Genomic DNA, 25,216 nt, shown 5'->3' with positions numbered 1-25,216 from the left:
TTCTACTTAAAATCTAATTTTAAAGATAATTGTACATTCAATTTTCCTATAGGTAAAATGAATATTAGTTATAGGTATTATGCCAAAAAGTAATAAAGTGGGTGTGGAAGATGGATGTGCAGCATTTAAAATACTTTGTCGCTGTTGCGATTGAGGGAAGCTTTACTAAGGCAGCACAAAAGCTATATGTTACTCAGCCGACCATCAGTAAAATGGTGAAAAACATTGAAGAAGAATTAGGTGTAGTATTATTTGAACGCACCGGAAAAGTAGCGAAATTAACTGATGTAGGGGAAGTGATACTGGCGCAAGCGCAAAACATTATCCATTCTTTTGATCATTTAACTTCGGAGATTAATGATTTGAGTGACTTAAAAACCGGGATGATAAAAATTGGATTACCGCCGATGGTAGGCGCGAGCTTTTTTCCACAGGTGATTCGTGACTTTTATATGAAATATCCGAGAATCAAAATTCAATTAGTTGAAGATGGAGCAAAAATAGTAGAACATGATATAGCGAATGGGCTCTTGGACTTAGGTGTGGTTGTGTTGCCTACTAATCATGATTTATTCCATGTCTATCCCTTTGCTTCAGAACACTTGCAGCTTTTAATACATGTTAGTAATCCGTTAAGCCAAAAGGATTCTGTGGGGCTGTCAAAGCTTGCTGGTGAATCATTTATTCTATTTCAAAAGGGATTCACGTTACATGATAGAATTGTCATGGAATGTGTAAAGGCTGGATTTCAACCGAATGTTGTTTATGAGAGTTCGCAATGGGACTTTATTAGCGGGATGGTTTCAGCTAACTTAGGGATAGCGTTATTGCCTGAGAGCATTTGTAAACAAATCATGCACCCAAGCATTAAAGTCATGAACCTAATTCAACCATCCATTCCTTGGGAGCTGGGGATTATATGGAGGAAAAATCGTTATTTATCATTTGCAGCAAAAGAATGGATTACCTTCACTCAATCATTTATGAACAAAGAAGAGAGGAACAAATGAACCATAACTGAAAAAATCCTGAAAGGGTCACAGTCAGATGACCCCTTCAGGATTTTTACCATTCTTCTTCTTTTACTTTACTGCGGAATAGTTTGAAATTGCCTGTTGCAGCTCTTTCGTTGGTTCTTTCTGTAATTCGCAGATCGCATGCCTTGCACATATAAGTGTGTATCGGACGATTTCTCAATCTTTTTGCTTCGGGTGAGTCACTGTCAATCGATTCAATTTTATCGCATATGACACATTGTACTTTCATTATAGCGCACCTCATTAATAAAAATCATTATTGCCTTATTATAGTATAATTTTCGTCATGTTACGAATTTGTATTATAGGTACAGTTTAAACGCTGGTATTAGAAAAAGCTAGACACAACCATGTACTTGATTGTGTCTAGCCGTTATTAAAGAAGCTTTACTTATGATAATTTGACTGCTCTTGTTGCTTTTCTTCCAGTTGTTTGTTTTCAGTTGAGTTCATTTGCTTTTTTGGTTGTTCTGTTTCTTCTTTAGTATTTGGATCGATGATATCGGCTGGTACCTCAGGTATTAGTCGTCCAGATATATCAGCAAGTTCATTCATGATTCCTTGAATCGGCTGACCACTCTTAATATCCTCTCCGATTTCTTGTAATCGTGCATAGAGATCAGGATCAGCAATAATCATAGCATTTGCGCCGTGTGGATCATGCTTCAAGGCTTCAGCTACAGAATATTTAATGGAACCAACATCTGATCTTTCAGTATTTTCATCAATATCAATTCCCACAATTGCATATTTTCCTAATACAACTGCTGTTGCATCATTTACATGAGGCAGCTGTGTAGAAAGGTCAACGAGATGCTCTGAAATTTGTTGACCGGATTCACGAGTTTGATGTTCAATCGTGCTATTTTTGACATTGACAGTATGCGGTGTATCTTTTTGTTCCCCAGTATTAGGGGCTGATTCGTTCTGGGTAGTCCCACAAGCGGCTAAAAACAAACTCATGGCCAAAATGAAAAAAGTATATTTCATTATAATACCTCCTAAATAGAAATGCGTAGGTGACTAGCAACCAACAGCTGGACCAAAGTGTAATGCGAGGGTGACTGATGCTCTAGCCATCACTAGTGGGCTCTCAATTATCTAAAGAAGCTTGCTCAGTTCTGACAAAGCTTAAAGCTTCTTCAAAATAAAGGTGTCATTTGCCTTACAATACTAGCGTGGCATAAGCTCATAAGCAGCCGGTTCGCTCAAGTTGGACGATAATCAAAACTATGGAAACAATTGTTTATAATTATTGTGCAAAAGTTCGTCTATCTTTATGCGGGAAATCATATATTTTACCAAAGTTCGAATTGTCCACATTTTTATATGTGCTGACGATGATGATCATCAACAGTTGAATCAACATATACTCTACTAAGGCATGTAAAGAGCAGGAGGCATCGGATTGACTAAAATTTATGTGTTAGATACAAATGTCTTGTTGCAGGATCCTTATTCCATTTTCTCATTTGAAGATAATGAAGTCGTGATTCCAGCGGTGGTATTAGAAGAGGTGGATTCAAAGAAAAGGTATATGGATGAGGTTGGCAGAAATGCAAGGCAGGTATCACGAATTATCGATCAGATGAGAGAAAGTGGTAAACTACATGAAAAGATTCCTCTGGAAAACGGGGGCAGCCTAAGAATTGAGTTGAACCATCGCTCTTTCCATCAGCTTCAAGAGATTTTTGTCGAGAAAACGAATGATAACCGCATATTGGCTGTTGCGAAAAACTTATCTTTAGAAGAAGAGACGAAAGAAATTGGAAGCCCTGTAATATTAGTAAGCAAGGATGCATTAGTAAGAGTGAAAGCAGATGCGATTGGTCTGCAATGTGAAGATTTCCTAAGCGATAGAGTAGTGGAAAATGATCATATTTATACAGGTTATCTGGAAGTATATATTAGTCTTGACTTATTAAATAAATTTTACGAAAAAGGTGAATTGCCGTTATCAGATATTGCTAATCATCCATTCTACCCCAATCAATTTTTAGTTTTGAAAGATGCTCTAGGGTCTTCCTCATCAGCAATAGGCATGGTTGATCATACGAATAAAAAGATAAAAAAGTTAATTTTCGACTACGATCATATATGGGGTATAAAGCCTCGCAATGTTCAGCAAACAATGGCAATGGAGCTCCTTCTGAAAAAGGACTTGCCACTTGTGACGCTTATCGGAAAGGCAGGGACAGGAAAAACCTTGCTTGCTTTGGCAGCGGGTCTCATGCAAACAGAAGATTTCGGAGCCTATAAAAAGCTGCTTGTAGCAAGACCAATTGTACCGGTCGGGAAGGATCTTGGCTTTCTTCCTGGAGAGAAGGATGAGAAGCTTAGGCCATGGATGCAGCCAATTTATGATAATCTTGAATATCTGTTTAATGTGAAAAAACCAGGAGAGCTTGATGCGATTTTAGCAGGGATGGGCTCAATTGAAGTGGAAGCGTTGACCTATATACGCGGAAGAAGCATACCTGATCAATTCATTATCATTGATGAAGCGCAAAATTTATCAAAGCATGAAGTGAAAACAATTTTAACGCGTGTAGGGGAAGGAAGTAAGATCGTGCTCATGGGTGATCCCGAGCAGATTGACCATCCGTATCTAGATGCCTATAATAATGGACTGACTTATGTAGTTGAAAAGTTTAAAGATCAAATGATTTCCGGACATACGAAGCTCATTAAAGGGGAAAGATCAGGACTCGCGCAATTAGCTGCTGATATTTTATAAAAAAGACAGTGCCTGGATGAACGAATCAGGCACTGTCTTTTTTATGTTAGATAATTTTAAATTCGCGCACATGTTTAATGGGTTCATTTTTATTGCTTCCGTCTTTGTAGAAAATATAGGCTGGACCATCTTCATTTAAAGGTTTCCCATCTTTAGAAAAGCCAATAATGATACTTTCTGCTTCAGCAATTGGAACTTTTACCTCTTGATCAACACACTCAATGATAATTTCGCTCGCGTCATCTTCTGGCTCGGCATTTTTAAGAAAAGGATGAAACGGGATGCCAAACGTCCCTGTCATGACCTTTACCTTTTCAAATCTTTTTTCCGATTTTAAAGTAGGTGGAACCACTGCACCCTCCATAATTTCACGATCCCAATGTTTTGAAGCGGCTTTTGTATATTCTTCAATCTCATCTTTTTCTTTCGTTTCAACATCAAAATATGTATTTAAGTCGATTCTGCGGTCATCGAATATCCAAACACCTGGGTCTAAGGTGATAGTGAACTTGACCTTGCCAGTGATATGAATGATTTTTTCTTCCATAATCTTACCTCCTAAATAGCTTCGCGCGGTTGGTCACAAATAAAAGTATAACGCTTTTTATTCTGCTTGTCATATCGATAAACTTCGCATGCTTTCCTAGTAAATAAACAAACTAATACTAAACACACTGGAGGGATCTTTATGGGATGCCAAACAAATGAAGAGCTTGAAGAAATAATATCGCAGGTTCGACCAATTACAGCGAAAGGTAAAGTAGCGGATTATATACCTGCGCTATTAAATGTGGATGCTACAGATATATCAGCAGCGATTTTTCATCTGGATCGATCAGAAGGCCAATGTACTTTTGCAGGTAATTATAAACAGGTGTTTACATTGCAGAGTATATCTAAAGTGCTTGTTTTAGCGTTGGCTTTACAGGATCATGGATATGAATATGTTTTTAATAAAGTGGGGATGGAGCCCACAGGAGATCCGTTTAATTCTATTATTAAACTTGAAACAAGCAGCCATTCGCGGCCGCTGAATCCAATGATTAATGCCGGTGCTCTTGCTGTTACGAGTATGATTAAAGGGAACAATGCCGAGGAAAAGTGGGGCAGAATCAACCAGTTCATCGGATCACTTCTCGATGGGAAAAGTGTAACATATGATCAGGAGGTCGCCAGGTCAGAGTTTGAAACTACTGATTTAAACAGGGCCCTCTCCTACTTTATGAAGCAGCATCAAGTCATTGAAACAGATGTGGAAGAGCTAATAGATGTATACACAAGGCAATGTGCATTAGAAATGAACTGTTTGGACTTGGCGCGAATTGGAGCGGTTTTTGCACAAAATGGAAAGGATCCGCTGACAGGTGGAATCATTATCAAGGATGAAATTGCTCGTATATGCAAAACATTCATGGTAACTTGTGGAATGTATAATGCTTCTGGCGAGTTTGCTATAAAAGTTGGGATTCCTGCAAAAAGTGGAGTATCAGGTGGAATTCTAGGTGTGGTGCAAGGGAAATACGGTATTGGTATTTTTTCCCCAGCATTGGATGAAAGGGGAAATAGTATTGCTGGATTAGAAATCTTGAAAATATTGGCGAATAGATATCATTTTAGTATTTTTTAATGATTAGTATCCCTTATTATCCTTGCATTTTTTCCTTCTTAAGTTTAAAATTTATAGATAGGATAATCGCTCGGAAACGGGGGGATTGAAAGTTGGCTTCTGAAATGATTGTTGACCATAAAGAGAGAGCAAATGCTCTATTAAAAGCTGATGCTGATAAAATTTTGAAGTTAATTAAAGTACAAATGGATAATCTAACGATGCCACAATGTCCATTATACGAAGAGGTATTAGATACCCAGATGTTTGGGTTGTCGCGTGAAATAGATTTTGCCGTTCGCCTCGGATTAATTGAAGATAAGCATGGTAAGGAAATCCTGGATAAACTTGAAAGTGAATTATCCATTCTGCATGAAGCATCCGTCAGAAAATAATCTTTAAAGCTCAAACGTTCTTTAAGAACGTTTGAGCTTTTTTATTATGTAGAATATATTTCATGAAAATGAGAAAAACCTTATTGTAGAAAGATTATACATCCTATATAATAAACAAAAAGATAAATGTGATGTATAAATAAATTAATAGTATGTCACATATAATGGATTTCTATTCAGTAATATGTTACATTTGCTCTAGGGTTGCTGACACATAATCTTCAAAGTTTACTTTCATATTAAATATCCTTTTCTCTTATTTTTGGCAGGAAATTTAATGCTATAGTAGAATAAATAATACTACGCTAGAAGATAAAGGAAGAGGATTATGTTCAAAAAAATACTTAAATCGTATGATTATTCATTAATAATTGTTGTTGCCCTATTATGCATTTTTGGTTTAATAATGGTTTACAGCTCTAGTATGGTAATGGCTGTACAGTATTACGGTCAGGAAGCTGATTTCTTTTATAATAAACAAATGAGGAGTCTAATCATTGCTTGCTTGGCGTTTATTGTAACTGCACTGTTTCCTTATAAGGCCTTACAAAGCAATAGAATCCTTGTACCAATGGTTTTCTTATCATTATTAGGATTAACTCTAGTATCTTTAATTGGTAATGTGACGAATAACGCGCAAAGCTGGATTAAATTTGGTACGAGCAGCATACAGCCTTCAGAGTTCGTGAAGCTGAGCATCATCATTTATTTATCTGCTGTATACGCTAAAAAGCAATCTTATATAAATGAGTTTAATAAAGGTGTGGTACCGCCATTATTTTATTTAATTCTATGTTGCGTTTTAGTTGCTACCGAACCTGATTATGGAACTGCGGCCATTATCTTCGCGATTGCGGGAACGATTATTTTTTCATCAGGGATGAACTTTAAAAACATTTTCAAGCTCGCTTTCATCGGAGTAATAGCGGCTGCCCCCTTTGTTCTTTTATTGAGAGATAAGATCTTTTCTGATGTTAGATTGGGAAGGGTAGATTCATTTCTGGACCCATTCAGCTCAGAACATGGCTATCAACTATCCAATGCCTTTATTGCTCTTGGTAATGGGGGATTGCAAGGTCTGGGACTGGGACAGAGTATTCAAAAAATGGGTTATTTACCTGAGGGACATACTGATTTTATTATGGCCATCATCGCTGAAGAGCTTGGGTTCCTTGGTGTAAGCTTCGTCCTATTATCGCTTGGCTTTATTGTTTTAAAAGGAATCTTTATTGCTTTAAAATGCAAGGACCCTTTTGGCAGTCTTTTAGCTATCGGGATTGCTAGTATGATAGGCATTCAATCCTTCGTTAATCTTGGCGGGATTTCAGGGGTCATTCCTTTAACAGGTGTGCCTCTTCCGTTTATCAGCTTTGGAGGGTCGTCGCTATTGCAATTATCTATTGCGATGGGGATTCTAGTGAATGTATCTATGTTTGTTAATTATGAAAGAAAATATAAACAAAAAGAAGCAAAGCAGGAAGTGCAACCAGAGCCGCAATCCTATGCGGATCGTTTTTCAATGAATCGAAAGTAGGTTTTTACAAGTTACAAATGAAAATTAGCTTCTACTGACTGTACATATTAAAGTAGAAAATACAAAAAGTCGGGGTGTTTCTAGATGGGTCAGAAAATCAGCAAGGTATTGGTAGCAAACAGAGGAGAAATTGCAATCCGTGTTTTCCGCGCATGTTCAGAGCTAAATATTCGTACTGTAGCGGTGTATTCCAAAGAAGATTCTGGTTCCTATCATCGTTATAAAGCAGATGAAGCTTATTTAGTCGGTGAAGGAAAAAAACCAATTGATGCCTATTTGGATATCGAAGGAATTATTCAAATTGCAAAAACTAGCGGAGTCGATGCCATTCATCCTGGCTATGGTTTCCTATCTGAAAACATTCAATTTGCGAAACGCTGTGAAGAGGAAGGGCTCATCTTCATCGGTCCTGAATCAAAGCATTTGAATATGTTTGGAGATAAAGTCAAAGCAAGGACGCAAGCACAGCTGGCTGATATCCCAGTCATCCCTGGCAGTGACGGACCAGTGTCAAGCGTTGAAGAAGTTGAACAGTTTGGTTCGGAACATGGTTTCCCAATTATAATTAAAGCGTCACTAGGTGGCGGCGGACGAGGCATGCGAATTGTCAGAGATAATAATGAAGTAAAGGAATCTTATGATCGTGCTAAATCAGAAGCGAAAGCTGCTTTTGGAAATGATGAAGTGTATGTTGAGAAATTCGTGGAAAACCCTAAGCATATAGAAGTACAAATTATTGGAGATCACACAGGGAATATTATTCACCTTTTTGAACGTGATTGCTCTGTTCAGCGCCGGCATCAAAAGGTAGTAGAAGTGGCTCCATGTGTGTCTCTTCCTGAGAAGTTAAGGCAGGATATTTGTGATGCAGCTGTAAAGCTGATGAAAAAAGTAGACTATGTCAATGCCGGAACAGTTGAATTTTTAGTAGCGAATGAAAAATTTTACTTTATTGAAGTCAATCCACGTGTGCAAGTGGAGCATACGATTACAGAAATGATCACAGGCGTAGATATTGTGCAAACTCAAATTCTTGTTGCTGAAGGCCATGAGCTTCATAGCGGAAAGATAGGCATGCCCAAACAGGAAGATATTCAAATTACAGGGTTTGCAATTCAATCACGTGTAACGACTGAGGACCCGTTAAATAACTTCATGCCGGATACTGGCCGATTAATGGCTTATCGTTCTGGCGGCGGTTTTGGTGTGCGTCTTGACGCAGGGAATGCTTACCAAGGGGCAGTCATTACTCCGCATTATGATTCATTGCTCGTCAAGCTTTCTACTCATGCGATGACATTTGACCAAGCGGCATCAAAAATGATCCGAAATTTGCAAGAGTTTCGCATTAGAGGAATTAAGACAAATATTCCATTCCTTGAAAATGTCGTAAAGCATGAACAATTCATTAAAGGTGAATATGATACATCTTTTATTGATCAGACACCTGAATTATTCATTTTCCCAAAAAGAAAAGACCGAGGAACAAAAATGCTTTCTTATATTGGAAATGTAACAGTTAACGGTTTTCCGGGAATCGAAAAGCAGGGCAAGCCAGCATTTGATAAGCCGAGAATGCCAAAATTATATCTTCCATCAGACTATCAGCCTGGAACAAAGCAAATTCTTGATTCACAAGGTGCGGATGGCCTTGTTGAATGGATTAAAGCACAAAATGAAGTGCTCTTAACCGATACAACTTTCCGCGATGCGCATCAATCATTACTGGCAACAAGAGTCAGAACGAGCGATTTGAAACATATCGCAGAGCCGACAGCCAAGCTTGTACCAAACATGTTCTCTTCGGAAATGTGGGGAGGGGCAACATTTGATGTGGCCTATCGCTTCTTGAAGGAAGACCCATGGGAAAGACTTCTAACATTAAGAGAGAAAATGCCGAACGTGCTTTTACAAATGCTATTAAGAGCGTCCAATGCAGTAGGCTACAAAAACTATTCAGATAATGTCATACGTGAATTTGTTGAAAAATCTGCTCATGCTGGTATCGATGTATTTAGAATCTTTGACAGCCTGAACTGGGTCAAAGGGATGGAAGTAGCGATTGATGCCGTGCGTCAAACTGGAAAAATTGCAGAAGCTGCAATTTGTTATACAGGAGATATTTCTGATCCAACTAAAACGAAATATGACTTAAATTATTATAAGAATATGGCGAAAGAGCTGGAGAATCAGGGTGCTCATATTTTAGCAATAAAAGATATGGCAGGTCTTCTAAAGCCTCAAGCAGCTTATCAGCTAATATCTGAGCTTAAAGAAACCATTGATATTCCAATCCATCTTCATACGCATGATACTAGCGGCAATGGTGTTTACACCTATGCGAAAGCAATTGAAGCAGGGGTCGACATTGTAGACGTTGCGTTAAGTACAATGGCAGGCTTAACTTCCCAGCCTAGTGCGAACACATTATATTATGCTTTGGAAGGCACAGATCGGAAACCAAATGTAAATATCGATGCATTGGAGCAGCTGTCTTACTATTGGGAAGATGTAAGAAAATACTATCAAGATTTCGAAAGCGGAATGAAAGCACCACACACTGAAATCTACCAGCATGAAATGCCTGGGGGACAATATAGCAATCTTCAACAACAAGCTAAAGCTGTTGGACTAGGTGAAAAATGGGATGATGTGAAAAACATGTATTCACGTGTCAACCAAATGTTTGGTGACATTGTTAAAGTAACACCATCTTCTAAGGTAGTTGGAGATATGGCGTTATATATGGTGCAAAATCAATTAACAGAAGAGGGCGTAATCAAGAAGGGAGGATCACTCGATTTCCCTGACTCCGTTGTTGAGTTGTTTGAAGGATACTTGGGACAGCCGTACGAAGGGTTCCCGAAAGAATTGCAGCAAGTCATTCTGAAAAATAGAAAGCCAATTACAGTTAGACCTGGGGAATTGCTCGAGGAAGTTGATTTTGACCAGATTAAAGAGAAGCTCTTTAAAGAACTTGGTCGTCAGGTAACGAGTTTCGACGCAATTGCTTATGCGCTTTATCCGAAAGTATTTATGGATTATACAAAGACATATGGGCAATTCGGAGATATTTCAGTACTTGATACACCAACCTTTTTATATGGAATGCGCTTAGGGGAAGAAATAGAAGTGGAGATTGAAACAGGAAAAACCCTAATTGTAAAACTCGTTTCAATTGGTCAGGCCCAAGCAGACGCAACTAGAGTGATTTACTTTGAATTAAATGGACAACCACGTGAAGTCGTCATTAAGGATGAAAATATTAAATCTACTGTTGTGGCGAAAGTGAAAGCTGATCCTCATAATGAGAGCCATATCGGAGCAACGATGCCTGGTACAGTCATTAAAGCAGTTGTGAATAAAGGTGAGAAGGTTAATAAAGGAGATCACCTGATGATTACAGAAGCAATGAAGATGGAAACCACGGTTCAGGCACCATTCTCAGGTACAGTGAAGGAAATTTATGTGAGCAACGGCGAAGCAATTGCAACAGGTGATTTATTAATTGAGCTTGCTAAGTAAAAAAAGATAGAGAACCGAGCGGATTTAGCAGCACTCGGTTCTTTCATTAGGAAATTTTGCTTTGCCAACTAATGCAAAATCATGAAGCATTCTGAAGATAGATAAGCATAAAAAAGCAGCTGACGATGTCGTCAGCTGCTTTTTATTTAGAGATATTTATTGCATTGGAATATCATCATCTTTATTTTTATTCTCCGCACGATTTAATGCCAGTTCATTGGCTTTACTCCTAGTAGTAAGTAAAATAAAATAGCTCAGTACTCCGAAGAGACAAGAAATAAAGAATGCATGAGCAAGTGCGATAAATAGATTTAGTCTCGTAATGACGACAAGTGCTCCAGCAGCAACTTGTAGACTGACAAGAATGAGTGAAATAATTGAGCCCCAATAAATCACTTTTTGATGCTTATAATGCTTTATGGCTAAATAGGTAATATAAGCAATCCAGATGAAGATAACCCCAGCTGCAGCCCGATGTCCCATTTGAACCCATTCATGCATATTGTTAGGAAGTGTAAAGCTGTCATTTATACATAGCGGCCAATCTCGGCAAACGAGGCTGGCATTAACATGTCTTACAAGCGCTCCGGTATAAACGACTATATAACTATATAAGGTGACCCCTATAAGATGTCTTTTCATCCGCTTATCAAGGACAAGTTTCTCTGCTTCAAATTTCTTATCAACTTCAAATACAAGGAGAGTCAACAGCAGTACGGATGCAAAGGAGATTAGTGATATACCGAAATGGAGCGCCATGACGAAATCTGATTGGCCCCACATCACAGCAGCAGCGCCAATTAAAGCTTGCAGGGCAAGGAAGACAAACGAGGCGACTGCGAGGAATTTTGTCTCCCTTATATGTCCGATTGTCTTCCATGTCCATATCGATAAGATAAGGACCATGATGCCAACAGAGCCTGATACAACCCTGTGAGCCAGTTCAATGATTAGTTCTGTATTAATGCTGCTGGGGATTAGTTCGCCGTGGCATAGAGGCCAAGACGTTCCACAGCCTTCACCTGATTCAGTCTTAGTTACAAGCGCCCCGCCAAGCAGAATCAAAAGCATTCCGATTGTTGTGAGAACTGCAAACCATTTTAATGATCGTTGCAACGTATTTCACCTTCTTTAATTTGTCAAAACACCATATATGTAAATTCTTAAGTGGTCCTGCTCATCCATATATAAGAGCGGGGATTTATCAATAAACAAAAAAATCCATCGATGTCAGGAAAACTACATTTATCATAGTCACTTTTTTGATAGTACAGGATTCGCGGAAATTTTACAATACTTATAAAATTTCTTCTGTAATAACAGGAAAAAAGGTTGAAACTTGAAAATTTGTTTGCTAGAAATATAAAAGGGGTAAAGATTGCTAGACCCTCTATATCAATGGCTTTACCTATATAATCGTTACCCTTCCCTCATTTCATCGAGAATATTTTTCCGTTTTATTATCTCAGAAAAACAACATTTCTTAATTAAAATTCTATTTTTGACACAAATTAGTCATAATTAATTCTAGAAAATTTCACAAAATAACTAAAAAATGTGATTTAATATACAGGAGTATGACTGCTCACTAATATAAGGGTCATATTGTGAAATTACTAGTTTTTATAAATTCAATGTATGGATGTTGTCGCGTTTTTTATTACAAATATGGTAATGTAAGCAAATTTACTATATAGTAGTTGTAGTGTTTGTCTTCATATCTTGTAATAGGGAATAAAGGGGGCAATAAAATGTCTGACCCGCGGGCTTTTGGCAGCACTAGAGTGAAAAACGGTGAGCAAAGCCTTACTAGTGAAGTTCCGGCTACGACAGTATGGAAGGATATCATGGCACTGATAAAAGTAGGCATAGTGAATTCTAATGCAATTACTACTTTTACCGGGTTATGGCTAGCCATCCATTTTACAGGGCAAGGGTTTTTTAACCATCTGGATATTGTATTTTACACTTTAATAGGCTCATCCTTAATCATTGCAGGTTCCTGTAGTCTGAATAATTACATAGATCGCGATATCGATCATTTAATGGAAAGAACGAAAGAAAGACCAACAGTCACTGGGAAAGTGAATCCAGCAAAGGTTGCGATAATGAGTTTTATTCTTATTGCGGCAGGAATAGCTTTTCTAATGATGACAACATGGACTGCAGTAGTGATTGGGCTAATCGGTGTATTTAGTTATATTGTTTTATATACAATATGGACAAAAAGGAGATTTGTCTCCAATACAATTGTCGGGAGTATTTCAGGTGCGGTTCCTCCATTAATTGGCTGGGCGGCAATTGATTCAAGTCTCGATCCGATGGCATGGGCTTTGTTTTTATTAATGTTTATTTGGCAGCCACCACATTTTTACGCTTTAGCGATGAGAAGGGTGGAGGAGTATAGGGCAGCGAATATACCAATGCTACCCGTTGTTAAAGGCTTTAAGGTGACAAAGATTCACATCTATATATGGGTTGCTGCATTGTTGCCGCTTCCATTCTTACTTTTATCATTAGGAATACCGTTTATTATCTTTGCTACACTATTAAATGTAGGTTGGGTTCTAATCGGAATCTATGCGAGGAAATTTAAAAATGATATAAAATGGGCAACACTAATGTTTGTATACTCCATTCAATATCTAACGATTCTTTGCGTAGGCATGATCATCTTCACATTGATTTAATTACGTTAGGACATTCTCTCTTTCCTTATTTAATCAAAGAGAGATTTATCCATATTTTTTTTGCTTTAGCACTCAAAGAAATTTTTCACGAAAGAGGGGTATGAATAAGCTATGAAAAGGCTTGCAAAAGGGCGTCTATTGTTTATGTTTGCATTGTTGACGTTGTTTCTCGCCGGCTGTGGTGAACCGTTTATCTCAACGATGAAGCCTGCTGGTGAAGTTGCGCAAACACAATACGACTTAATGCTGTTAAGTACTGCAATTATGGTTGGAGTAATTGTTGTCGTAACAGTAATCTTCCTTATCGTACTGTTTAAATTCCGTCGTAAAGACGACAAGATCCCTAAACAGGTAGAGGGAAGTCATAAGTTGGAAATTATCTGGACTGTTATTCCAATTTTATTACTTCTAGTTCTAGCGGTACCTACAGTATCAGCTACATTCAAATTAGCAGATGTTTCTCCAATGGATAAAGTGAATGAAGATGGAAAAACGGATGCAACTGTAATCAACGTTAAAGCCAATCTATATTGGTGGGAATTTGAATATCCAAACGAAGAAATTGTAACAAGTCAGGAACTAGTCGTTCCTACAGATGAGAAAGTTTACTTCAACTTACTTTCCACTGATGTTAAGCACTCATTCTGGATTCCGTCTGCAGGAGGAAAGCTGGATACAAACACAGAGAATGTGAATAAATTCTGGCTTGAATTTAATAACGAAAAAGCAGATGAAGTGGGTAACTTATTCTATGGTAAATGTGCTGAGCTTTGCGGTCCTTCTCATGCATTAATGGACTTTAAAGTAAAAGCGATTCCAAAAGATCAGTTCGAAGCTTGGGCAGATGCAATGAAATCAGTAGAAGAACCAGCAGTTGCTGAATCTGCTACTGCGCAAGAAGGGCAAGAAATTTTCAATAACAGCTGTATTGGCTGTCATGCAGTTACACCTACAGGTGCAGGTAATCAAGGACCAAACTTAACAAGTTTTGGTGACCGTACTCATGTAGTAGGGTATTTAGAAAACACTGAAGAAAATATCAAAAATTGGCTAAAAGATCCAGAAAGCTATAAACCAGGCAATAAAATGACTGGCAAATATGGTGATTTATCAGATCAAGAAATTGATGCTCTAACTGAGTATTTGATGGGTCTTAAAGTTCAGGATTAATAGGTGATTTGTTTGAAAGGGAGGTAAAATTGTGAGTACCTATGCTCAGAAAAAAGGCTTTGGCGCAACGATTTGGGACTACTTAACTACAGTCGACCATAAGAAAATTGCCATCCTTTATCTCATAGCTGGCGGATTCTTCTTCATCGTTGGTGGTTTAGAAGCGATGTTTATTCGTATCCAGCTTGCAATACCGGCCAATGATTTCTTAAGTGCCGGTCTATATAATGAAATATTAACAATGCATGGAACAACTATGATTTTCCTGGCAGCCATGCCGCTAATATTTGCGTTTATGAATGCTGTCATGCCATTGCAAATTGGCGCACGTGACGTTGCATTTCCATTCTTAAACTCTTTAGGTTTCTGGTTATTCTTCTTCGGAGGAGTGTTCCTGAATCTATCATGGTTCTTAGGGGGAGCACCTGATGCAGGTTGGACTTCATATGCATCATTGTCGCTCGCTTCTGAAGGACATGGAATTGACTTTTACGTATTAGGTCTGCAAATATCTGGGGCAGGAACATTAATCGGGGGGATTAACTTCCTTGTAACGATTATTAATATGCGTGCGCCTGGAATGACCTATATGCGTATGCCGTTGTTTACTTGGTCAACATTTGTTACATCTGCACTAATTTTATTTGCTTTCCCTCCATTAACTGTAGCATTATTCATGATGCTGTTTGATCGTTTATTTGGAGGTAACTTCTTTGACCCGTTAATGGGTGGTAATACAATTATCTGGGAGCATTTATTCTGGATATTTGGACACCCTGAAGTATACATCTTAGTCCTGCCGGCATTCGGTATTTTCTCTGAGATCTTTGCTATCTTCTCAAGAAAACGTCTTTTCGGTTATTCTTCGATGGTATTTGCAACAGTTTTAATCGGTTTCTTAGGATTCATGGTTTGGGCTCACCATATGTTTACAACTGGTTTAGGTCCAATCGCAAATGCAATTTTCTCAGTTGCGACAATGGCCATTGCCGTCCCAACGGGGATAAAGATATTTAACTGGCTATTTACAATGTGGGGCGGAAGTATTACCTTCACCACACCGATGCTATATGCTATCGCGTTTATTCCAACCTTCACAATGGGTGGAGTAACAGGGATTATGCTTGCATCTGCAGCACAAGATTATCAATATCATGACAGTTATTTCGTTGTTGCCCACTTCCATTATGTAATTGTCGGTGGAGTTGTGTTCGCGCTATTAGCTGGTCTGCACCTGTATTGGCCGAAGATGTTTGGTACGATGCTAAGTGAGAAGCTTGGAAAAATAACATTCTGGTTATTCGTAATCGGCTTCCATTTGACTTTCTTTATCCAGCATTTCCTTGGCTTAATGGGTATGCCTAGACGTATATTCACGTTCAACAAGGGTCAAGGCTTTGACGCAGCCAATATGGTCAGTACCGTTGGTGCCTTCTTCATGGCTGTTGCTACAGTAGTGCTTTTGATTAACGTTATCGTGACGATTGTTAAAAACGAAAGAATTGGCAACGATCCATGGGGCGATGGACGTACGCTTGAATGGGCGATTCCTTCACCGCCGCCATTCTATAACTTCAAGCAATTGCCACTAGTTCGTGGACTTGATGCTTATTGGATTGAAAAAATGGATGGAAAGACAGAAATGACACCTGCAGAACCTATTGGTGACATTCATATGCCAAATAATTCATTCATTCCTTTTGTCATCTCACTTGGACTATTCATCGCAGCATTCGGTGCAATGTACCACGGGAACCATGCATGGGGTATTCCAGTATTAATTATCGGAATGCTGATTACATTTGGTTCGATGTTTGTAAGATCAGTTAAGGATGACCACGGATATCATATTCATAAGGAAGAGTTAATGGATGATGATAAAGGGGGTAAGGCATAATGAAGGCAGATGAAAAATTCACATATGAAACATGGCCTGCTGCGCCTGAAAAACAAACCCTCGAAGGGAAAAATAAATTCCTAGGTTTTTGGTTATTCTTAGGTGGAGAAACCGTTCTTTTCGCAACGCTGTTTGCAACATATTTAGCACTGAAGGATAGTGTGCCAAATAGTGAAATGGCATTAGCAAAAGATTTGTTTGAAATACCGCTTGTATTTATCATGACGATGCTTCTTTTAACAAGCTCGTTAACAAGTGTGTATGCGATGTATCATATGAAAAACTTTAACTTTAAGAAGATGCAGTTATGGCTTGGAGTCACTGTGCTTCTAGGTGCTGCTTTCTTAGGGTTTGAGGTTTACGAATTCAATCACTATGTTCATGAATTTGAGCATACATTTACTAGTAGCGCCTTTGGAACAGCATTCTATACGCTTGTTGGATTCCACGGGGGCCACGTAGCATTCGGACTGCTTTGGTTTATCACATTAATGGTCCGTAACAGAAAACGAGGATTGGATCTATACACTGCACCTAAGTTTTATGTTGCCAGCCTTTACTGGCATTTCATCGATGTTGTATGGGTATTCATCTTCACTGTTGTTTATTTAATGGGAATGGTGGGATAACTGATGACAAATGAACAATTAAATTCAGGTAACCCAAAAGTTGACATTGAATATCGCCGTAAAAAAAGCGCAGAGGAAATGAGATATCAAATTATCTCATTTGCCATGATGATCTTCTTGACATTAGTTGCATTCGTAGCAGTCGGATATGATGGATTCTCAGGTTGGTTCACGATTCCATTTATCCTCGTCCTTGCTGGCGTACAAGTAGTTTTCCAACTATATTATTTCATGCATATGAGCCATAAAGGACATGAAGCTCCTGCATTGTTCCTGTATTCAGGTGTCTTTGTAGCTTTCATTACTCTGCTGGCATTCATGACAATTATTTGGTGGTAATGAGTAAGAAAAAACCGGCTATTATAGCCGGTTTTTTTGATTTTATATTTTATCTGAAGAAAGTTTAATTTCAGATGGAAGGAGCGAATGGTTGTCTGAAATCATCTACCCCCTTGTTTATGGAAAAAGTCTGTTCACCTCTAGGGTTTGTTCTTCTAAATGTCAAGAACTCTTTCTACTATTTACTTAAATATTTACAATTTTAGCACGCTTTGTGATGATCCTTGATAGTAGGTTGCATCAGGCTTCATAAGGAGAGTATAATATATGAGGAACTTACATAGTATAAGAACCGATTTATCACCAATCAAGCCAAACGAATGAACTGATTTTGACTGGCTACTTTATTGGCTTCTTTCAAGGAAAGACATATTTTAATGAGGTGACTTTGCAATGTCGTTAAGTATATTTGGTTTCCGTGCTTTATGGAGTCCTTATTTTTTTGTTTCATTACTAATCGTATTAGGACTTTTCTTTTTACTGACAGTAAAATTTCGTCATCGCTTTGCAAACAGTGAAGCGCTTACGGTTCGTGAGGGTGTTTTCTTTACATCAGCTATCGTGATACTTTATATCATTAAAGGTTCGCCGATTGATTTAATGGGCCATTTAATGTTTTATGCTCATATGATTCAAATGGGAATTCTGTATTTAGTGATTCCAATCCTATTTATTCATGGGATCCCGACTTGGGTTTGGAGAGCGGTCATTAACCATCCAAAGGTGAAGCCGCTGTTTAACTTCTTTACTAAACCACTAATTGCACTCATATTCTTCAATGGGCTTTTCTCGTTTTACCATATTCCATTGATCTTTGACTTTATAAAAACAGATATGACACTGCATTCAATCTATACAGTCATGCTATTTATCTTCGCTGTCTTCATGTGGTGGCCATTGACGAATAAACTTCCTGAGCACCAAACACTGTCAGGGTTGAAGAAGGTAGGTTATATCTTTGCCGATGGTATACTGCTTACACCTGCCTGTGCATTGATTATTTTTGCTGACACACCAATGTATGCGACATTTTCAGATCCGCAAGCATGGGGACAAGCACTTGCTTTATGCGTACCAGCGTCAACATTAGCAAGCTTGGATTTAAGCGGACCGGAGATGTTCAATTCCATGTCCCTTCTTCATGATCAGCAACTAGGCGGTGTTATCATGAAAGTGATTCAGGAAATCGTTTACGGGTATGTATTAGCACTTGTATTCTTTAGCTGGTTCCGAAAAGAAGAAGCAGATGCTAAAGCATTGGAGAATAATTTAATGAACCCTAGACCTGCTGAATAATGGGCTGGCCTGCTCTCTGTATTTGATCCTGAGGGGAGGCCTTCTTCAATTATGAAGTTGAATGATGGAAATATGAACAATTAAAGAACTTTTCTTTAAATAGGGATTTGTTTGTTGATAAAACCTGAATACTTTAATAAAATTAGCATAGTTCGTAATTCTACCATTAGAATCTATGCTAACTAAAATATATACTAGATGTGTTCTATAGAGAGGGAGTCATTATGGAATTTTCTTTGCCAATTTTACCAACGATTAGCACGACCTTTATAGTACTGAGCGCAATTATGGTTGCGATTGGTTGGGTGCAAATCAGTAAAAGAAAAATAGATGCACATAAAAAATCAATGACCATTGCCGGTGTATTTGCGAGTATTTTCTTTATTATTTATGTAAGTAGAACCGTTTTTGTAGGAAACACAGCATTTGGCGGGCCAGATGATATTAAAATTTATTTTACGATATTCTTGATTTTTCATATCACGCTTGCGACGATTGGTGCAGTAATGGGTATCATCAATCTGTACACAGGCTATAAGAACAATCTGACATTACATCGTAAACTCGGTCCAATTACAAGTGTTATTTGGTTTGTAACAGCGATCACTGGAGTTGCAGTCTATCTGCTACTATATGTTTTTTATCATGGTGGAGAGACAACCTCAATGATTAAAGCAATACTTGGTTTTTAATTTTAATAAGTGAAATGAAAGGATAATTAGTATACATGCTAATTATCCTTTTTGTAAGGGTTAAAGCAGGAACTTATCAATGACCGACAAAAGCAACGAGTTAAAAAGGGCATCTATCATATTCAAAGTGTAAAAGACCTGAATGAGACGATTTCAAGTTATTGCATAAATGATCTCTGGTTTCGTTGGCTTGAATTAGAATTATTTCAGCGTGTCAAAAATCGAATATCACTAGTGAAAAAATGCTAAAAAGTGCATAAACTCATACGAAGACTCATTTAAAATGAGATTCAACTAATTCACTCAATTTACCGGTCATTTCTTCTGAAACAGTATAAATGGTGTGCGTATCCTCTGTTTTCATAAATGTGCTTCTTTGTCCTTTTTCACCTATCCATAAATATAAACTCCGCTGAGTATTTTTAACATAAACGAGATTCACATAATATTCGGGGTCATTCATATTTACTATGCTCTCTTCTTTCGAGGCACTTGAAAATACTTCTTGAAAGGCTTTAAGAGATTCTTTGTCATCAAAAATAAGGTTATCAACACCTTTTAATTTTGTAATGCCGATGTTTATAAAATTGCTGTCCATTGCAAGATATTTATTGTTTTCTAATTCAGCAGATGGATTATCTTCAGCTTCAGTATAGATATTCCCTCTTTGTTGACAACCGAAAAGAATCAGAGACATAAAAGATAAAGATAACGCTATAAAGATTCCTATTTTCAAATATTATTACCTCCCAAAGTTTTACTATTTCATTCTCATTAGACGAATAAAAACCTCTTAATGTTTCTAAAGATAAATTTTTTTACAGTATTAAAAAACAACAATTTACGAAATCAACCTTTTGATAAATAAATAGATATAGTAGTTTACATATTCCGACCATTTTTTCAGGCATTTAAAAGGGATATTGTTATCGGTGCAGAAATAAATAGAGAGTAGCATTATGAGAAGGAATGGTGGGAATAAAATGAGTATTCAAAGATTAAAGAGCGATCAATATGAAGAGGCAATCAAGCTGTCTATGTATGCGTTTCAATACAAAGTACAAGATCATGAGATAGACAAGCGCAAGAAAATGCTCGATAAACAGCAGATTATCGGTATATGGGAGGAAGACCGATTAGCCTCTAAGCTGCATATGCTCTCATTACAGATCAGTATCAATGGCCATGACTGGAAAATGGGTGGTATTGCTGGAGTGGCAACTTATCCAGAATACAGGAGAAAAGGGCATGTCAAAGAATTAATTGCCCAATCCCTCAAAGAAATGAAATCCAAGGGAGAAGTTTTTTCATTTTTGCACCCTTTTGATATTGGGTTTTATCGAAAATATGGGTGGGAGATTTTTGCCGAGAATAAGAAAGTGATAATAGAAACGAAAGACCTAGCAATGATTGGACAATTAGCTGGCACTATTAAAAGAGTCAACAAAAGTGGGAATCAATCTATTGAACAGATGTATAAAGAGTATATTTCACACTATTCCGGCGGATTAGTAAGAGATCAGGATTGGTGGAAAACCTCTATTTATTCTCACGATGATGAAATTGCTGTTTTTACGAATGAGCAGGGTCAAGAAACCGGATATATGATTTATGAAATACAGGATCGTGTGATGAGGGTTTCTGAATATGTAGGGCTTGATCAAGAAGCCCGTGTACAGCTTTGGAATTTTATTTGTCAGCATGACTCTATGCTAGGTAAGGTTTAGCTAGTGCTACCAAACAATGATCCCTTTCCTTACTTTTTAAAACAGCCAAAACAGAAAATTGAAGTGTATCCATATTTTATGGGCAGAATCGTAGATGTAGGTGGATGCTTGCAACAATATGACTTTATAGAGACACCTGATAATGTAATCTTACATATAAAAGACCAATATGCAGCATGGAACAATCGCTGCTTCAGCCTTAAAGGGGAGGCGGTTGATTGTGAGGGCCAGCATCCTAAGCTTGAATTAAGCATTAATGCTCTTTCAAGCATTCTAATTGGCCATAAGCGCCCAATAGACCTTTATCAAATGGGGGAAATCAGTGGCACACCCTCAGATGTAGGAGTGTTTGAAAAGAAAATTCCGCATCTGAAAACATTATTTTATGATTTCTTCTAGGCAGATTGATTAGCACTAGCACTCAATCCTCCACTTTAGCATTTAATGTAGTATGCACGCATAGCTACTGCAAATGTACAGAAAGAAGTGGAGCAGATGAGGCTGTTGGAAGATTCGAATCCTGAAACAATGAAAGTTGCTAAATATATTATTTCTTCAATCATAGAATCCAATGTCAAGGAACTAGGGATGAATGGTGTAATTGAACCACAGATGCATACCATTTCCTTATTTAAGAAAAGCTCTGATGATATATCGATTGCATTCCATCAAAATCAAGTGAGTGTAAAAGTCAAATTGACAGTAATCGGCTATATTGGCTTAATAGAAAACCTTACCATTTTACAAAAACAGATTGCTGAAGAAATCAAACTTTTCACAGGGCTAGAAGCAAAAAAAATTCATCTTTATATCGCAAAAATGATGGTAAAATGATTTTTCTCAATGAAAAAAAAGACGCTTAGTTACTAAGCGTCTTTTTTTAAATGGATGATTATTTTACAATTTTATCTAATTCACCATTGATATCTGAAAGAATCTTCTCAGATTGCTTAACAAGTGATGCAGGGAAATGTTCGCCATCTCCGTATTCAACACCATGAGGATAATAATACTTTCCAAGTAAAGGTGTGAGTAATTGGATAAGTGCCTTATGGGCTCCTACATCCCCTTCAACTGCATAACCAAAAACACGTAAGTAATAAATGCCTTCTTTTAATTCAAACTTACGATCGTATGTAACTCTTTCATAATCCCATTGACCTTCACGGACAAGACCGTATGATGACATTAGATCATCAAGTCGATTTAAATCTACTTGTTTGCCCTCGAGTCCATTATTTTCAAGTTTCAATGTTAGTCCCTCCTAAAACACTTTGCATTTCATTTTTAATTGGTAAACTGCCCCAATCACAAATCATCTCAAATTTAATAATAGTTGAAAAAAGAGTAAGTTGCAATGGTTAAAGGGCTAAAGAGAAGCCTTATCGATCATATTTTGTAAAATCAATAGCGAGGTTTAATTATAGTGTGACCTAAAAATAGAAAAGTACAAATTCTGATTGTAAATGTTTTTTTAACAATAATAATTCACGCTATTAAAAAGAAAGTTATTGATGATATACTATTATTAATAGTATATGCATACAATTAGTAGTAGTTTTAATAGAATATCCATATGCGGTGGCTAGCCCTTCGAGGTCTTAAGTCACAAAGGAATTGAAGGAAAAGACCACCTTCATTTCCTTTACGTCTTAAGCTTGTCGGGGCAGAGCAAGGCGCCTCCACATTTCATATAAGGAGGTATAAGATTCTGCGAACTTTAATCCGAATATTTATTTTAATCTTTGCCTTTTTGGTTATCTGGCTTTATTTAGACTTTTCAGGAAGTGAGAATATATTAATCGGAGAAGAGGGACAAGCTCCAGAAGTTGACTATTCAATTGGTGAAGAGATTCATAAAAATAGTGATTTAGCAGCTGAGTTACCTAAAGAGGGTTTGATGACTCTAATGGGGAAAAGTACTGATACGGTAGAAGCAGAAATTGGAAAGCCTGATCGAATTGATCCTTCATTTCATGGATATGACTGGTGGATTTATTATTTGAGCGATGAAGCATATGTTCAGGTTGGTGTATTGAATAATAAAGTCATTACCATTTTTGCTACTGGTGATGATGTCGATGTTACACCATTTAGAATTGGACAACCATCTGGGGAAATTTATTCATCACTCTTTGCCGAAACAAATATTGAGATTGAACTTGAAGGCAGTTCCTATCGTTTCGAACTTTCTGAGGCAGACCTAAATATGCGGCCGAGTGTAAGAATCGGGAAAGATTATTTCGCTCTGCTTTATCTAGATAAATTTACTGGAGCTCTATCCAGTGTGAGGTTTTTAGACCCGGTATCACTCGTTATGTTAAGGCCATATGAAATGGTATATCGTGGTGAATTACTGTCAGTCGATGATTTCACAGATGAAGAATCGGAAGCAGTTAATAGAGGGAAAGAAAAACAAATTGTTGATATATCAAATGTCATTCGACATCGCAATGGCCTTGAGCCTTTAGAATGGGATGCTCAAACTGCCGAGGTTGCATTAGGGCATAGTGTTGATATGTTTGAAAGTGAAGAATTCTCACATACATCGGAGAAGTTTGGTGAATTATCTGATCGACTAAAGGCTGGAGGAGTTGCGTACCTTTCTGCTGGAGAGAATATCGCTGCTAATTATGTAGATGCTCCTGCAGTTGTTGAAGGTTGGATAAACAGTAAAGGCCACAGGGATAGTTTATTGAATGATCAATTCACGCATATAGGTGTAGGTGTTTATAAAAAACAGTATACTCAAAACTTCATTGAAAAATGGGGAGAATGACGGCGATAAAGCCCCTTCCAATCATGCAGATTGGAGGGAGGTTTTATCGTTTTTTTCTGATCATTCATATTTAGGGTGGAATAAATGGCATTGTTTATTTTTTATTAACAATAAAGAAACTTCCACTTGCTTGAGCGGCCTTTTTGCCGTCATCTCGATAGACATCAGCAGAAAGGACCAATGTTTTTGACCCCTTATGATCGATCCGAGCTTTACAAATAAGGTAGCTGCCTTTTCCTGGGGCTAAGTAATGAATATTTAATTGAGTTGTGACTGCTCCTTCGTATTCATTTAGATATTGATTTGCTAATGTACCCATAGCTGTATCAATCATCGTCGCAATAACCCCTCCATGAACAATGTTTAAAGGATTATTTACGAATGGTGTTAAGGGGATTTTTAATTCACATTCACCATCATAAAGGGCATCCTCCATTTGGAAAATCCCACCTATATATGAGGCATGCATTCCATCTTTTTTTTTCTTCAATCCATCCAATACACCTGATAATATTCGTAATTCCTCTTCGTTGCCTGTGTCGATTAAACTGTTAAACAAAAGCTTTAGTTCTTCCTTTTCCTTCAAACAGACCCCGTCCCCTTTTACTGTAATAGCAAAGATGCCTTCACTATAGTAACACGAAAGTTGTGTGAAATTGTTCCTGAAATGATTCACTAATTATTTTCTCCATCATATTGTATTATAGGCATTTGTAACGGAATGAGGTGAGTAATATGGCAAAGAAGCAACTTCATCCTTCTGTAGAGCAATTTAAAGAATTTGTTAAGGGAAATCCTGCGATGATTAAACAAGTTCGAGCAGGAAACTCAACTTGGCAAGAGTTATATGAAGAATGGTATTTGCTTGGAGAAGAAGATTCAAAGTGGGCATCCCTTGGTAAAGAGAAAGATGAAGGTGGAACTAAAGAAGACACTGAATCAAAACAGCCTGATTGGATGGAGAATGTGATGGGTTCGCTCAAAAAAATGGATGTAAATCAGATGCAAGGCTATATTGCCAACATGAGCCAAGCTTTAGCAGCCATTCAAGGGGTGATTTCTCAATTTCAAGGTGGCAGCAGTCCTAAAGGAGGAGTATCATCGAATAGCAGCCAACAGAAACCAAATCCATTCACATTCAATAAAGATTAACAAAGAGAGGA

The 25,216-nt window shown here is 37.6% G+C and carries 25 protein-coding genes; 18 read left to right on the top strand and 7 right to left on the bottom strand.

The window, feature by feature from the left end; all coding sequences use genetic code 11:
* Positions 1 to 110: 110 nt before the first annotated feature.
* On the top strand, positions 111 to 1,010 hold the full coding sequence (cidR, locus tag J2S17_RS20840) for a cidABC operon transcriptional activator CidR (protein WP_307477743.1): 900 nt from the start codon (positions 111 to 113) through the stop codon (positions 1,008 to 1,010).
* 55 nt (positions 1,011 to 1,065) lie between these two features.
* Here the strand turns inward: cidR and J2S17_RS20835 are convergent, their stop codons facing one another.
* The gene (locus J2S17_RS20835) at positions 1,066 to 1,266 is read right to left on the bottom strand and encodes a YlaI family protein (protein WP_307477742.1); all 201 of its coding nucleotides are present in this window, start codon (positions 1,264 to 1,266) and stop codon (positions 1,066 to 1,068) included.
* A 158-nt stretch (positions 1,267 to 1,424) separates the two neighbouring features.
* Positions 1,425 to 2,027 carry a YhcN/YlaJ family sporulation lipoprotein gene (locus J2S17_RS20830; protein WP_307477741.1) on the bottom strand — a complete coding sequence of 201 codons (603 nt, stop codon included), beginning with the start codon at positions 2,025 to 2,027 and terminating at the stop codon, positions 1,425 to 1,427.
* A 418-nt stretch (positions 2,028 to 2,445) separates the two neighbouring features.
* Between J2S17_RS20830 and J2S17_RS20825 the strand changes: the two genes are divergently transcribed.
* A complete protein-coding gene (locus tag J2S17_RS20825) occupies positions 2,446 to 3,774 on the top strand; it encodes a PhoH family protein (protein WP_370875093.1) in 1,329 nt (442 codons plus the stop codon).
* Between the two features lie 46 nt (positions 3,775 to 3,820).
* Here J2S17_RS20825 and J2S17_RS20820 read toward each other — a convergent pair whose 3' ends face one another.
* Complete coding sequence (locus J2S17_RS20820; RefSeq protein ID WP_307477740.1) at positions 3,821 to 4,321, bottom strand: peptidyl-prolyl cis-trans isomerase; 501 nt, start codon at positions 4,319 to 4,321, stop codon at positions 3,821 to 3,823.
* 141 nt (positions 4,322 to 4,462) lie between these two features.
* On the opposite strand from J2S17_RS20820, the gene glsA reads away from it, so the two are divergent.
* The 4 genes from glsA to pyc all read left to right on the top strand — a co-directional run bounded on the left by glsA (position 4,463) and on the right by pyc (position 10,834).
* Positions 4,463 to 5,401, top strand: a complete 939-nt coding sequence (gene glsA / locus J2S17_RS20815) for a glutaminase A (protein ID WP_307477739.1) — start codon at positions 4,463 to 4,465, stop codon at positions 5,399 to 5,401.
* Positions 5,402 to 5,493: 92 nt separating this feature from the next.
* Positions 5,494 to 5,775, top strand: coding sequence for an Fpa/YlaN family protein (locus J2S17_RS20810; protein ID WP_307477738.1), 282 nt, complete (start codon positions 5,494 to 5,496; stop codon positions 5,773 to 5,775).
* Positions 5,776 to 6,103: 328 nt separating this feature from the next.
* Entirely contained in the window at positions 6,104 to 7,309 is a 1,206-nt protein-coding gene (locus tag J2S17_RS20805) for an FtsW/RodA/SpoVE family cell cycle protein (protein WP_307477737.1), read from the top strand.
* Positions 7,310 to 7,393: 84 nt separating this feature from the next.
* On the top strand, positions 7,394 to 10,834 hold the full coding sequence (gene pyc / locus J2S17_RS20800) for a pyruvate carboxylase (protein WP_307477736.1): 3,441 nt from the start codon (positions 7,394 to 7,396) through the stop codon (positions 10,832 to 10,834).
* Positions 10,835 to 10,990: 156 nt separating this feature from the next.
* On the opposite strand, the gene J2S17_RS20795 is transcribed toward pyc, so the two are convergent.
* A complete protein-coding gene (locus J2S17_RS20795) occupies positions 10,991 to 11,950 on the bottom strand; it encodes a COX15/CtaA family protein (RefSeq protein WP_307477734.1) in 960 nt (319 codons plus the stop codon).
* Positions 11,951 to 12,585: 635 nt separating this feature from the next.
* On the opposite strand from J2S17_RS20795, the gene cyoE reads away from it, so the two are divergent.
* From cyoE to J2S17_RS20760, 7 genes are all read left to right on the top strand, one after another.
* Positions 12,586 to 13,524, top strand: coding sequence for a heme o synthase (cyoE, locus tag J2S17_RS20790; protein ID WP_307477733.1), 939 nt, complete (start codon positions 12,586 to 12,588; stop codon positions 13,522 to 13,524).
* Positions 13,525 to 13,635: 111 nt separating this feature from the next.
* The gene (gene coxB, locus J2S17_RS20785; RefSeq protein WP_307477731.1) at positions 13,636 to 14,694 is read left to right on the top strand and encodes a cytochrome c oxidase subunit II; all 1,059 of its coding nucleotides are present in this window, start codon (positions 13,636 to 13,638) and stop codon (positions 14,692 to 14,694) included.
* Between the two features lie 31 nt (positions 14,695 to 14,725).
* The gene (gene ctaD / locus J2S17_RS20780; protein ID WP_307477729.1) at positions 14,726 to 16,591 is read left to right on the top strand and encodes a cytochrome c oxidase subunit I; all 1,866 of its coding nucleotides are present in this window, start codon (positions 14,726 to 14,728) and stop codon (positions 16,589 to 16,591) included.
* The gene (locus tag J2S17_RS20775; RefSeq protein WP_307477727.1) at positions 16,591 to 17,220 is read left to right on the top strand and encodes a cytochrome (ubi)quinol oxidase subunit III; all 630 of its coding nucleotides are present in this window, start codon (positions 16,591 to 16,593) and stop codon (positions 17,218 to 17,220) included. Before ctaD ends, J2S17_RS20775 begins: the two co-directional genes overlap by 1 nt.
* A 3-nt stretch (positions 17,221 to 17,223) precedes the next feature.
* Positions 17,224 to 17,559, top strand: coding sequence for a cytochrome c oxidase subunit IVB (gene ctaF / locus J2S17_RS20770; RefSeq protein WP_307477726.1), 336 nt, complete (start codon positions 17,224 to 17,226; stop codon positions 17,557 to 17,559).
* Positions 17,560 to 17,952: 393 nt separating this feature from the next.
* Entirely contained in the window at positions 17,953 to 18,855 is a 903-nt protein-coding gene (gene ctaG, locus J2S17_RS20765) for a cytochrome c oxidase assembly factor CtaG (protein ID WP_307477724.1), read from the top strand.
* A gap of 224 nt (positions 18,856 to 19,079) precedes the next feature.
* Positions 19,080 to 19,547, top strand: coding sequence for a DUF420 domain-containing protein (locus tag J2S17_RS20760; protein WP_307477723.1), 468 nt, complete (start codon positions 19,080 to 19,082; stop codon positions 19,545 to 19,547).
* 274 nt (positions 19,548 to 19,821) lie between these two features.
* On the opposite strand, the gene J2S17_RS20755 is transcribed toward J2S17_RS20760, so the two are convergent.
* The gene (locus tag J2S17_RS20755) at positions 19,822 to 20,283 is read right to left on the bottom strand and encodes a YhfM domain-containing protein (protein ID WP_307477722.1); all 462 of its coding nucleotides are present in this window, start codon (positions 20,281 to 20,283) and stop codon (positions 19,822 to 19,824) included.
* 247 nt (positions 20,284 to 20,530) lie between these two features.
* Between J2S17_RS20755 and J2S17_RS20750 the strand changes: the two genes are divergently transcribed.
* The 3 genes from J2S17_RS20750 (at position 20,531) to J2S17_RS20740 (ending at position 22,108) form a co-directional block, all read left to right on the top strand.
* Entirely contained in the window at positions 20,531 to 21,274 is a 744-nt protein-coding gene (locus tag J2S17_RS20750; RefSeq protein ID WP_307477721.1) for a GNAT family N-acetyltransferase, read from the top strand.
* Between the two features lie 78 nt (positions 21,275 to 21,352).
* Positions 21,353 to 21,673 carry a sterol carrier protein domain-containing protein gene (locus J2S17_RS20745; RefSeq protein WP_307477720.1) on the top strand — a complete coding sequence of 107 codons (321 nt, stop codon included), beginning with the start codon at positions 21,353 to 21,355 and terminating at the stop codon, positions 21,671 to 21,673.
* A gap of 87 nt (positions 21,674 to 21,760) precedes the next feature.
* On the top strand, positions 21,761 to 22,108 hold the full coding sequence (locus J2S17_RS20740; RefSeq protein WP_307477719.1) for a hypothetical protein: 348 nt from the start codon (positions 21,761 to 21,763) through the stop codon (positions 22,106 to 22,108).
* Between the two features lie 58 nt (positions 22,109 to 22,166).
* On the opposite strand, the gene J2S17_RS20735 is transcribed toward J2S17_RS20740, so the two are convergent.
* On the bottom strand, positions 22,167 to 22,526 hold the full coding sequence (locus tag J2S17_RS20735; RefSeq protein ID WP_307477718.1) for a YugN family protein: 360 nt from the start codon (positions 22,524 to 22,526) through the stop codon (positions 22,167 to 22,169).
* A 501-nt stretch (positions 22,527 to 23,027) separates the two neighbouring features.
* Between J2S17_RS20735 and J2S17_RS20730 the strand changes: the two genes are divergently transcribed.
* Positions 23,028 to 24,053, top strand: a complete 1,026-nt coding sequence (locus J2S17_RS20730; protein ID WP_307477717.1) for a CAP domain-containing protein — start codon at positions 23,028 to 23,030, stop codon at positions 24,051 to 24,053.
* A gap of 94 nt (positions 24,054 to 24,147) precedes the next feature.
* On the opposite strand, the gene J2S17_RS20725 is transcribed toward J2S17_RS20730, so the two are convergent.
* Positions 24,148 to 24,729, bottom strand: coding sequence for a PaaI family thioesterase (locus J2S17_RS20725; protein WP_307477716.1), 582 nt, complete (start codon positions 24,727 to 24,729; stop codon positions 24,148 to 24,150).
* A gap of 59 nt (positions 24,730 to 24,788) precedes the next feature.
* Between J2S17_RS20725 and J2S17_RS20720 the strand changes: the two genes are divergently transcribed.
* Positions 24,789 to 25,205, top strand: a complete 417-nt coding sequence (locus J2S17_RS20720) for a YlbD family protein (protein ID WP_307477715.1) — start codon at positions 24,789 to 24,791, stop codon at positions 25,203 to 25,205.
* The last annotated feature ends 11 nt before the right edge of the window (positions 25,206 to 25,216 follow it).

The sequence above is a fragment of the Cytobacillus purgationiresistens genome (assembly GCF_030813235.1).
Classification (GTDB): domain Bacteria; phylum Bacillota; class Bacilli; order Bacillales; family Cytobacillaceae; genus Cytobacillus; species Cytobacillus purgationiresistens.
The sequence above is the reverse complement of the archived record's forward strand: the minus strand, read 5'-3'. Positions and strand labels throughout refer to the sequence as shown.